The organism is Planomonospora algeriensis (assembly GCF_977012225.1).
Genome location: NZ_CDRNDK010000254.1, coordinates 1 through 9,190 on the forward strand (window position 1 = coordinate 1; position 9,190 = coordinate 9,190).

The 9,190-nt window shown below is 73.8% G+C and carries 8 protein-coding genes and 1 pseudogene; 3 read left to right on the forward strand and 6 right to left on the reverse strand.

Annotation, left to right across the window (positions count from 1 at the left end; all coding sequences use genetic code 11):
- Nucleotides 1-699: class F sortase (locus ACWJ6R_RS23120; protein WP_449064236.1), on the forward strand; the 699-nt coding region annotated here is incomplete at its 5' end.
- A 143-nt stretch (nucleotides 700-842) separates the two neighbouring features.
- Here ACWJ6R_RS23120 and ACWJ6R_RS23125 read toward each other — a convergent pair.
- The gene (locus ACWJ6R_RS23125; protein ID WP_449064237.1) at nucleotides 843-1,235 is read right to left on the reverse strand and encodes a hypothetical protein; all 393 of its coding nucleotides are present in this window, start codon (nucleotides 1,233-1,235) and stop codon (nucleotides 843-845) included.
- A gap of 5 nt (nucleotides 1,236-1,240) precedes the next feature.
- Nucleotides 1,241-1,981, reverse strand: a complete 741-nt coding sequence (locus ACWJ6R_RS23130; protein ID WP_449064238.1) for a pyrimidine reductase family protein — start codon at nucleotides 1,979-1,981, stop codon at nucleotides 1,241-1,243.
- Nucleotides 1,982-2,084: 103 nt separating this feature from the next.
- Between ACWJ6R_RS23130 and ACWJ6R_RS23135 the strand changes: the two genes are divergently transcribed.
- Nucleotides 2,085-2,489: a hypothetical protein gene (locus ACWJ6R_RS23135; protein WP_449064239.1), complete on the forward strand. Its 405-nt coding sequence runs from the start codon at nucleotides 2,085-2,087 to the stop codon at nucleotides 2,487-2,489.
- Between the two features lie 43 nt (nucleotides 2,490-2,532).
- Here ACWJ6R_RS23135 and glgX read toward each other — a convergent pair whose 3' ends face one another.
- The 4 genes and pseudogenes from glgX to ACWJ6R_RS23155 all read right to left on the reverse strand — a co-directional run bounded on the left by glgX (nucleotide 2,533) and on the right by ACWJ6R_RS23155 (nucleotide 8,305).
- On the reverse strand, nucleotides 2,533-4,662 hold the full coding sequence (gene glgX / locus ACWJ6R_RS23140) for a glycogen debranching protein GlgX (protein ID WP_449064240.1): 2,130 nt from the start codon (nucleotides 4,660-4,662) through the stop codon (nucleotides 2,533-2,535).
- A gap of 157 nt (nucleotides 4,663-4,819) precedes the next feature.
- On the reverse strand, nucleotides 4,820-5,248 hold the full coding sequence (locus ACWJ6R_RS23145) for an OsmC family protein (protein ID WP_068895948.1): 429 nt from the start codon (nucleotides 5,246-5,248) through the stop codon (nucleotides 4,820-4,822).
- Between the two features lie 48 nt (nucleotides 5,249-5,296).
- Nucleotides 5,297-6,948: pseudogene (locus ACWJ6R_RS23150) on the reverse strand (isovaleryl-CoA dehydrogenase).
- A 217-nt stretch (nucleotides 6,949-7,165) separates the two neighbouring features.
- Nucleotides 7,166-8,305 carry a HEAT repeat domain-containing protein gene (locus ACWJ6R_RS23155; protein ID WP_449064241.1) on the reverse strand — a complete coding sequence of 380 codons (1,140 nt, stop codon included), beginning with the start codon at nucleotides 8,303-8,305 and terminating at the stop codon, nucleotides 7,166-7,168.
- 158 nt (nucleotides 8,306-8,463) lie between these two features.
- Between ACWJ6R_RS23155 and ACWJ6R_RS23160 the strand changes: the two genes are divergently transcribed.
- Nucleotides 8,464-9,190 (forward strand): DUF1707 SHOCT-like domain-containing protein (locus ACWJ6R_RS23160; protein ID WP_449064242.1); only part of this gene is annotated, 727 nt, incomplete at its 3' end.

Genomic DNA, 9,190 nt, shown 5'->3' on the forward strand with positions numbered 1-9,190 from the left:
GGGCGGCCCGCGCTCGGGGCGGCGGTCCTGGCCACCGCGGCCGGGCTGCTGCTGTGCGGGCTCGGCGTCGGCCGCATCCTCGCCGAGGAGGACGCCTTCTCCGCGTCGGCCGGATACGCGGTGCCGCCGGCGGAGGTGTCGTCGGCCGTGCCGCCGGGGGGCATGGCGCGCCGCCCGCTCGTGCCGGTGGCCTCCGGCGGGTCGCTGGCGTACACGTTCGCCCGCCCGGTGAAGAGGTCCGTGCCGCTGACCGTGCACATCCCCAGGATCGGCGTGACGGCCCGGGTGATGCGGCTCGGCCTCGGGGCCGGAGGCGCCATCGAGAACCCGCCCCTGCACCCCCCCGACCTCGCCGGCTGGTACTCCGGCGGCCCGGCTCCCGGCGAGCGCGGCCCCGCCGTCATCACCGGCCACCTCGACACCCGCACCGGGCCCGCCGTCTTCGCCCGCCTCGACAGGCTCAGGCGCGGCGACCAGATCCAGGTGCTGCGCCGGGACGGCTCGGTGGCCGTCTTCGCGGTCGACGGGAGCGAGCTGGCGGCCAAGGACGCCTTCCCCACGGCCCGCGTCTACGGCGACGTGGACTATCCCGCCCTCCGTCTCGTCACCTGCGGCGGCGCCTTCGACCACGAGACCCGCAGCTACACCGGCAACACGATCGTCTACGCCCACCTCGCGCGCGTCTACCGCCGCACCTGAGGCCGCCCGCGCGCCCCCGCCCCGTACGGCGGGGCGGAGCGGTCACGGCTCCGGCAGGTACGGCATGAGCCGGCCCTCGGAGGTGAACCGGGCCAGCCGGGTCGGCGGCTCCTCCGCGGCCAGGGAGGCGACGGCGGCCGGGGTCACCGCCGCCGGTCGCGCTGCTGCCCGCTCTTGGCGAAGGCGAAGTTCACCGCGATGATGCCGACCCAGATGATCGCGAGCACGGAGTCGACGTCGTCCAGGGCGATGGCCAGGCCCACCGTCGACGGCACGCCCAGGGCGAGGGAGACGATCGCGAGTGCGAGCCGCTGCCCGGCGGCCACGGAGGGGCGGACCGCGGGGGAATGGGCCGCGAGCCGCTGGTCCACCCGCCGGTCGATCTCGGCGTCCATCTTCTCCAGGAAGCCCTCGACCAGGGAGTCCTCGAATTCGGGGCCGAGCTCGCGCCGGGCCTCGACCGCCGCGCGCAGCTCGTCGCCGGGTGATGATCTATCCATGGTCGAGATATATCGTTTGTAGTCGGCAATGTCCATGGGGTTCATGAAAAAGACCGGACATATCTGGTGAACAGGAAGCCGTCCTCCTCCAGGACGTGGGCCAGGCGGAGGCGGGTGAGCACGTCCGGGCCGTCCAGGACCCGGGCGGCCGACCCGCCGACCAGCATCGGGCTGACCGTCAGGCAGAGCTCGTCCACCAGGTCCGCCGCGGCGAGCTGGCCGTTGATCCGCGCCCCGCCCTCGCACAGCACCCGGCCCAGCCCCCGCTCGGCGAGCTCCTGGACCGCCGCGGCCAGGTCCACCCGGTCGTCCCCGGCCACGATCACGTCGGCGCGCCCGGCCATCCGCGCGCGCCGGTCCGCCGGAGCGGCCCCGCAGGTGACGACGATCGTGCGCGCGCCCGGCTCCGCCTCGGTGAACAGCGGGGAGTCCAGGTCCAGCTCCAGGCTCCTGGTGACCACGGCGATCGCCGGGGCGGCGGGACGGCCCTCGCGCAGCGCCCGCCAGGACTCCCGAGGCCGGGCCGGGCCGTACCCCTCGCTGCGGACGGTCTCGGCCCCGGCCACGATCACGTCGGCCAGGCCGCGCAGCACCCCGAAGACCCGCCGGTCGCCCGTGCCGGACAACCCGCCGGACAGGCCCTTGAGCCAGATCCCGCCGTCGGCGCTGGCGACCATGTTGACCCGCACGCACCGCGGTCCGGGATAGGCGTAGGCGAGTGCGAGATCGGCGTCGGCGTCGGCGTCGGTCCCGGAGGGGGGAGCGGGGTGCAGGAGGCGCATCCCCCCACCCTGGCACAGCCACCGGTCGATAACGGATCCGCCGTCCCCGGTGACTTCACGGGCCCGCCGTCACATGATTTCTTTGAAGATCAGGGAGGGACGCGTGGGACTGGTCGCGATCGTGACATGGTCGATCACCGCGATGGTCGGGATCTACCTGCTGTACCTGTGGCTGTCCGGCGGCGGCCTGCGGCAGCAGGCGACGAAGGTCACCCGGTTCCCCGCGGCGCTGGTCTTCGCCCATCCGGTCCTGGCGCTCTCCGCGCTGGGCTGCTGGATCGCCTACGTGCTCACCCTCCAGCGGTTCCTCGCCTGGCTCTCCTTCGGCGTGCTCTCGGCCGCCGCGCTGCTGGGCTTCGTCATGTTCACCCGCTGGCTGGGCGGCGGCCGCCACGCGCGCGGCGCCGAGCAGCGCTTCCCGGTGTTCGCGGTGCTGCTGCACGGCCTGGCGGGGGTGACCACGTTCGTGCTGGTCCTGCTCACCGCCACGGTCGCGGCGGGCCGCTAGGGCCCGCCTTCCGAGGCCGGCCGCGCTCCGGGCCCGCGGACGGTCACCCCCGGGCGGTCCTGGCGCAGCGGAGGATCTGCATCGAGCGCGAGGTCACCGCGATCACGGACTCCGGCGGCCAGAACTCGTCGGGGAACGGCTCGTCCCTGAGGGTCTCGTCGGCGGTGTCCAGCACCGTCCGCCACGCGGAGCCGTAGCGCGCGTCGGGGAGGGTGAAGGTCATGTCCCCGTGGTGGGCGTTGATCAGCAGCAGGAACGAGTCGTCCACGATCCGCTCGCCGCGCGGGCCCGGCTCGGTGATGGCGTCGCCGTTGAGGAAGACCGCCAGCGACTTGGCGTAGCCGGTGTGCCAGTCGGCCGCGGACATCTCCGTCCCCGCCGGGGTGAGCCAGACGATATCGCGCACGCCGTCCGGGGCCGGGCGGCCGTGGAAGAACCGGCGGCGCTGCAGGACCGGGTGCCCGCGCCGGAGCTCCGACAGGACCTGGACGAAGCCGAGCAGGTCGGCCTCGGTCCTGGCCAGCGACCAGTCGATCCAGGAGACCTCGTTGTCCTGGCAGTAGGCGTTGTTGTTGCCGTTCTGGGTCCGGCCGAGCTCGTCGCCGGCGACCAGCATCGGCACGCCCTGGGAGATGAACAGGGTGGCCAGGAAGTTGCGCCGCTGCCGGCGGCGGAGCCGTACGATCGCCGGGTCCTCGACCGGCCCCTCGGCGCCGCAGTTCCAGGACCGGTTGTCGTCGGTGCCGTCGCGGTTGTTCTCCCCGTTGGCCTCGTTGTGCTTGCGGTCGTAGGAGACCAGGTCGTTCAGGGTGAACCCGTCGTGCGCGGTGACGAAGTTGATCGAGGCCACCGGGCGGCGGCCGGAGGTGGCGTACAGGTCCGCCGAGCCGGTCAGCCGGGAGGCGAACTCCGGCAGCGCCGAGCCGTTGCCCCGCCAGAAGTCGCGGACCGTGTCGCGGTACTTGCCGTTCCACTCGGTCCACAGCGGCGGGAAGTTGCCCACCTGGTAGCCGCCCGGCCCCACGTCCCACGGCTCGGCGATCAGCTTCACCTGCGAGATCACCGGGTCCTGCTGGATCAGGTCGAAGAACGCGCTCAGCCGGTCGACGTCGTGCAGCTCGCGGGCGAGCGCGGAGGCCAGGTCGAAGCGGAAGCCGTCCACGTGCATGTCCAGGACCCAGTAGCGCAGGGAGTCCATGATGAGCTGGAGCGCGTGCGGGGAGCGGACGTTGAGGGAGTTGCCGCAGCCGGTGTAGTCGAGGTAGTAGCGCCGGTCGCCGTCGTGCAGCCGGTAGTAGGCGGTGTTGTCGATCCCCCGGAAGGAGAGCGTGGGCCCCATGTGGTCGCCCTCGGCGGTGTGGTTGTAGACCACGTCGAGGATGACCTCGATGCCCGCCTCGTGCAGTGCCTTGACCATGGCCTTGAACTCCAGCACCTGCTCGCCGCGCCGGCCGCTGGAGGCGTAGCCGTTGTGCGGGGCGAGGTAGGAGATGGTGTTGTAGCCCCAGTAGTTCGTCAGCCCCCGGGCCACCATCGCGTGCTCCGGCACGAACTGGTGCACCGGCATCAGCTCCACCGCCGTCACGCCCAGGCTCAGCAGGTGGTCGAGGACCGCCGGGTGGGCCAGCCCGGCGTAGGTGCCGCGCTGCTCCTCGGGGACCGCGGGGTGGTGCATGGTGAGCCCGCGCACGTGCGCCTCGTAGATCACGGTCTGGTGGTACGGCGTGCGGGGCGGCCGGTCGGTGCCCCAGTCGAAGAACGGGTTGACCACCACGTTCTTCGGCATGAAGGGGGCGCTGTCGTAGTCGTTGCGCGCGGCCGGGTCGGTGAACCGGTAGGAGAACAGCGCCTCGTCCCAGGACAGCTCGCCCTCGATCGCCTTGGCGTAGGGGTCGAGGAGGAGCTTGGAGGGGTTGCACCGGTGCCCGTGGGAGGGCTCGTAGGGTCCGTGGACGCGGTAGCCGTACCGCTGCCCGGGCATCACGCCCGGCAGGTAGCCGTGCCAGACGAACCCGTCGACCTCGGGCAGGTCGACGCGCTCCTCCCGCCCGTCCTCACCGAACAGGCACAGCTCCACCCGCTCGGCCACCTCGGAGAACAGGGCGAAACCGGTGCCCACGCCATCCCACGTGGCACCGAGCGGGTACGGCTCTCCCGGCCAGACTTCGCGCATGTAACCACATTCTCCTCCACTCGGGCCTCCCGCGCGGAGTGCGCCCGCTTTTTCCGCCCCGGTCGCCGGTACGGCGGCGGCCGGGACGGGGCGGGGAACGCGGCCGCGCGCGCCGCACCGGGGCGCACGCGACCACGGCAGCGCGGGAGCGCGGCGGTCAGCTCAGCAGTTCGGCGTTGAGGCTGATCGTGGTGCCGGCCAGGGCCTTGCTCACCGGGCAGTTGGCCTTGGCCGTCTCGGCCGCGGTCTGGAACTGCTCGGCGCTGATGCCCGGGACGTGGGCGCGGACCGAGATGACGATCCCGGTGATGCCCTCACCCGGCTGGAAGGTCACGTCGGCCTTCGTCTCCACCGACTGCGGCGGCGTGCCCGCCTGGGCCAGGCCGTGCGACAGGGCCATCGAGAAGCAGGACGAGTGGGCGGCCGCGATCAGCTCCTCCGGGGAGGTCTTGCCGCCCGGCTGCTCGGCCCGCGAGGGCCAGGACACGTCGAACGTGCCCACGCCGGAGGAGTCCAGCGCGACCGTGCCGGAGCCCTCCATCAGGGAACCCTTCCACTGGGTCGTCGCGGTACGGGTCGTCGCCATGGCGATGTCCTTTCGATCGATCAATGTTCATGAGCGAACATACGCCGTTCAGGCCCCAGGGTGTGCGACCCGGTCGATGACGGCGTCAAGATCCAGCCCGGAGGGCAGCGTACCCAACGCCCGGCCGCCCTCACCGGACAGCCGGGAGGCGCAGAAGGCGTCGGCGACGGCCGCGGGCGCGTGCCGCACCAGCAGGGAGCCCTGCAGGACCAGCGCCATGTCCTCGGCGAGCCGGCGGGCGCGGGACTCGACGTCGGCCGGGTCGGACAGCGACTTGCGCAACCGGTCGGCGGCGTCGTCCAGCCGGCGGTCGGCCCCGGCGGCGAGCGCGACCTCGCCGAGGAACGCCTCCAGCGCCTCCGGCTCGCGGCCCAGGGCGCGCAGCACGTCCAGCGCCGCCACGTTCCCCGACCCCTCCCAGATGCCGTTCAGCGGCGACTCGCGGAACAGCCGCGGCATCTGCGACTCCTCCACGTAGCCGTTGCCGCCCAGGCACTCCATCGCCTCGGCCGCGTGGACCGGCGCCCGCTTGCACACCCAGTACTTGCCGACGGCCAGCGCGGTACGGCGCAGCGCGGCCTCGGCGGCGCTGTCGGCGGCGCTGTCGGGGGAGTCCCCGGCGACGGCCCGGTCGGTCGCCCCGGCCAGGCGCGTCATCAGCGCGGTCGCGGCCTCCGACTCCACGGCCAGGTCGGCCAGGACGTTGCGCATCAGCGGCTGCTCGATCAGGCGGCGGCCGAACGCGCCGCGGTGGGAGGCGTGGTGGACCGCCTGGCGCAGGCCGTACCGCATCCCGGCGGCCGAGCCGATCACGCAGTCCAGCCGGGTCATGTTGACCATCTCCAGGATGGTCCGCACGCCCCGGCCCTCCTCGCCGACCCGCCAGGCGACGGCCCCGTGGTACTCCACCTCCGAGCTGGCGTTGGACCGGTTGCCCAGCTTGTCCTTCAGCCGCATCAGGCGCATGGCGTTGCGGTCGCCGCCGGGCAGCACGCGGGGCAGCAGGAAGCAGGTCAGGCCGCCCGGCGCCTGGGCCAGGACGAGGAACACGTCGCACATCGGGGCGGAGTTGAACCACTTGTGGCCGGTGAGGGCGTAGGTCCCGTCGCCGAGCGGCTCGGCCCGGGTGGTGTTGGCGCGCACGTCGGAGCCGCCCTGCTTCTCGGTCATCGCCATCCCGGCCAGTACGCCGCGCTTGGCCGCCGCCGGCCGGAGCCCGAAGTCGTACTCCCGGGAGGCCAGCCGGGGCTCCCACTCGGCGGCCAGCTCCGGGGCCTGGCGCAGCGCCGGGACGGCCGCGTAGGTCATGGAGACCGGGCAGCCGTGCCCGGCCTCGACCTGGCTCCAGACGTAGAACCCGGCGGCGCGGGCCACGTGCGCGCCGGCCGGGGGTCGGCCCACGGGGCCGCGTGCAGGCCGCCGCCCACCGCCACGGTCATCAGCTCGTGCCAGGCGGGGTGGAACTCGACCTCGTCGATCCGGTGGCCGTAGCGGTCGTGGGTGCGCAGCACCGGCGGGTGCTCGTTGGCCAGCCGGCCCCACTCGGCGGCCTGCTCCGACCCGGCGAGCGCGCCGAGCCGGCGCAGCTCCTCCAGGGCCCAGCCGGCGCCCTCGCGGGCCAGGCCCTCGGTGAGGGCGGCGTCGGCGGACACGTCGTGACCGGTGAGCGGGGGGACCTGGTTGAAGACGTCGTGGGTCACGTGCGGCCTCCGCGTGGGATCACCCGGCCCCGTCCTCGCCGGTCGCCGGGGGTTTCGTCTGCCTCTTCGTTCCATGCGCATGGTCGCATGTCGAGATAGAGGTTATTCGTCCGGCTACTGACGGGTAACCCCACGCCCCGCCAGCCTCCCGGACACCGCCGCCCGCGACCCGCCGCCCGGCGGCCGTTCGCGGTCCCCCGCCGGTCGTGAACGGCCCTCAGAGGCTGGAGACGATGTCCCTGGCGTAGTCGTCGTCGCTCTCGGCCAGGACCCGCTCGATCCCCGTCCGCGCCCGGGGGTCGCCCCGCCGGGCCAGTCCCCGCGCGGCCTCGGCCACCGTGCTCAGGTCCTCGTCGTCGAGCCGCGCGGCCAGCGCGTCGCGGATCTGCGGGGTGTCCTCCTCCAGGCCGGCCAGGCCCATGGTCGCCCAGTCGCGCACGTCGGGGTCGGGGTCGGAGGTCATCGAGACGAGCAGCGCCAGGCCCTCGGCGTGGCCGGGCGGCAGAACCGCGGCCAGCGCCGCCGGATCGGCCTCGGTGCGGGTCCAGCCCTCGGCGGTGACGATCTCCAGGACCTCGGGCAGGGCGCGCGGGTCGGCGTGGTGGCCGAGCGCGCCGAGCACCGAGCGCAGCACCCGCTCGTCGCCCTCGGTGGCGGCCATCCGCCGCAGGACGGGCAGGCTCTCCTCCAGGAAGGGCTTGGCGTCCTCGGTGAAGCCGTACTGGGAGAGCACGTCGACGGCGAGCTCGCGCCGGCGCGGGTCCTCGCTGACGCACAGGCGCACGGCGTCGTCGAAGGTCCCGCGGTCGCCGCGCTTCTGCAGCGAGCCCGCCACGGTCCACCAGGTCTCGGCCTCCTCGTCGACGTCCCGGTACGGCAGCGCCCGCTCGACCAGCTCGTCGAAGGGCAGATGCTCGCCGGTCGCGTCCTCCAGGAGGGTGGCGACGCCCGCGTGGCCGCGCTGGCACTCCAGCTGGACCGCGGGCCTGCCCTCGCCGTCCACCGCCGTGACGGTCACCAGGTCGGTGCCGTCCTCGGCGCGGGAGCGTCCCACGACGAACTCCGCGTCCTCGGGGGCCTGGTCGGTGACCTGGTCCAGCAGGGCGCTCTCCAGCTGGGTGCCGAGCCAGTCGTAGGCGATGGACAGCGGCGTGTCGCCCTCGCCGTCCGGCCGGGCCGGGTCGGCCCCGGCCTCCAGCAGGACCCGTACGAGGCCGGTGCGGCCGGCCGCCGCCGCCCGGTAGAGCGCGGTGGACTCCGCGCCGTCCGCCGGATCGGCGGGCGTGCCCTTCCGGAGAAGGGTCTCGGCCAGCTCGGCGTCGTCGGCGGCCACGGCATCCAGAAGCTCTCGGTACATGACTCCGGATCATAGGCGGCCCGGGGCCGCCGCCGGTGGAGCGGGACCGCGCGGCGCGGGCTGTGCGGGGTGCGCGGGCACCTGCACCGTCCGGTGGACGGGTGCTCTCCTCCTAGGGGAGGAGACCGCCCCGAGGCACTCGCGATATGTTGTGAATTGTGAGTGATCCGGGTGGAATTCGAGCGTCGGACGACGAACGGGAAGCCGTCGTCGAGCAGCTGCGCGTCGCCTCGGTCGAGGGGCGTCTGACCCTCGGCGAGCTGACCGAGCGCACGGAGGCGGCCTACAGCGCCGTCACCCAGGCCGAGCTCGCCGTCATCACCTCCGACCTGCCGCCGGCCGGACAGGCCCCGGCCCCCGCCTACGCGCCCGCGCCCCCGGGGAAGGGCGGCCGGACGCGGCGCTGGTTCGTGGCGGTGATGGGCGACTCCAAGCGGCGCGGCAAGTGGCGCATCGACGGGGAACTCGGCGCGGTGGCGGTGATGGGCGACGTCGTGCTCGACCTGCGGGACGCCGAGGTCCGCACCGGCGTGGTGGACATCGCCGCGACGGCGGTCATGGGCGACGTGAAGATCATCGTCCCGGACGGGGTGGACGTCGAGCTCGAGGGCGTCGCGATCATGGGGGACAAGAAGGTCGAGGTGCTCGAGGCGCCCCCCGGCGCGAACGTGCCGCTGATCCGGGTCAAGGCGTTCGTCCTGATGGGCGACGTCAAGGTGATCGGCGACGCCCGGGCGGGGAGGACCAAGAAGGCCTGGGCCGCCTGGCGGGAGCAGTGGCGCGAGCTCCGCGGCGAACTGCTGGGCGAGCCGTACCGGCAGCTGCCGCCGCCCGCCCCGCACTGGGAGGGGCACCCGGGGCAGGCGCCGCACTGGGCAGGCGCAG

Excerpts from the sequence above, each read along its gene's own strand:
- glgX (WP_449064240.1), bottom strand. The coding sequence starts at position 4,662 with ATGCGCGAAGTCTGGCCGGGAGAGCCGTACCCGCTCGGTGCCACGTGG.
- ACWJ6R_RS23125 (WP_449064237.1), bottom strand. The coding sequence starts at position 1,235 with ATGGACATTGCCGACTACAAACGATATATCTCGACCATGGATAGATCA.
- ACWJ6R_RS23145 (WP_068895948.1), bottom strand. The coding sequence starts at position 5,248 with ATGGCGACGACCCGTACCGCGACGACCCAGTGGAAGGGTTCCCTGATG.
- ACWJ6R_RS23155 (WP_449064241.1), bottom strand. The coding sequence starts at position 8,305 with ATGTACCGAGAGCTTCTGGATGCCGTGGCCGCCGACGACGCCGAGCTG.
- ACWJ6R_RS23130 (WP_449064238.1), bottom strand. The coding sequence starts at position 1,981 with ATGCGCCTCCTGCACCCCGCTCCCCCCTCCGGGACCGACGCCGACGCC.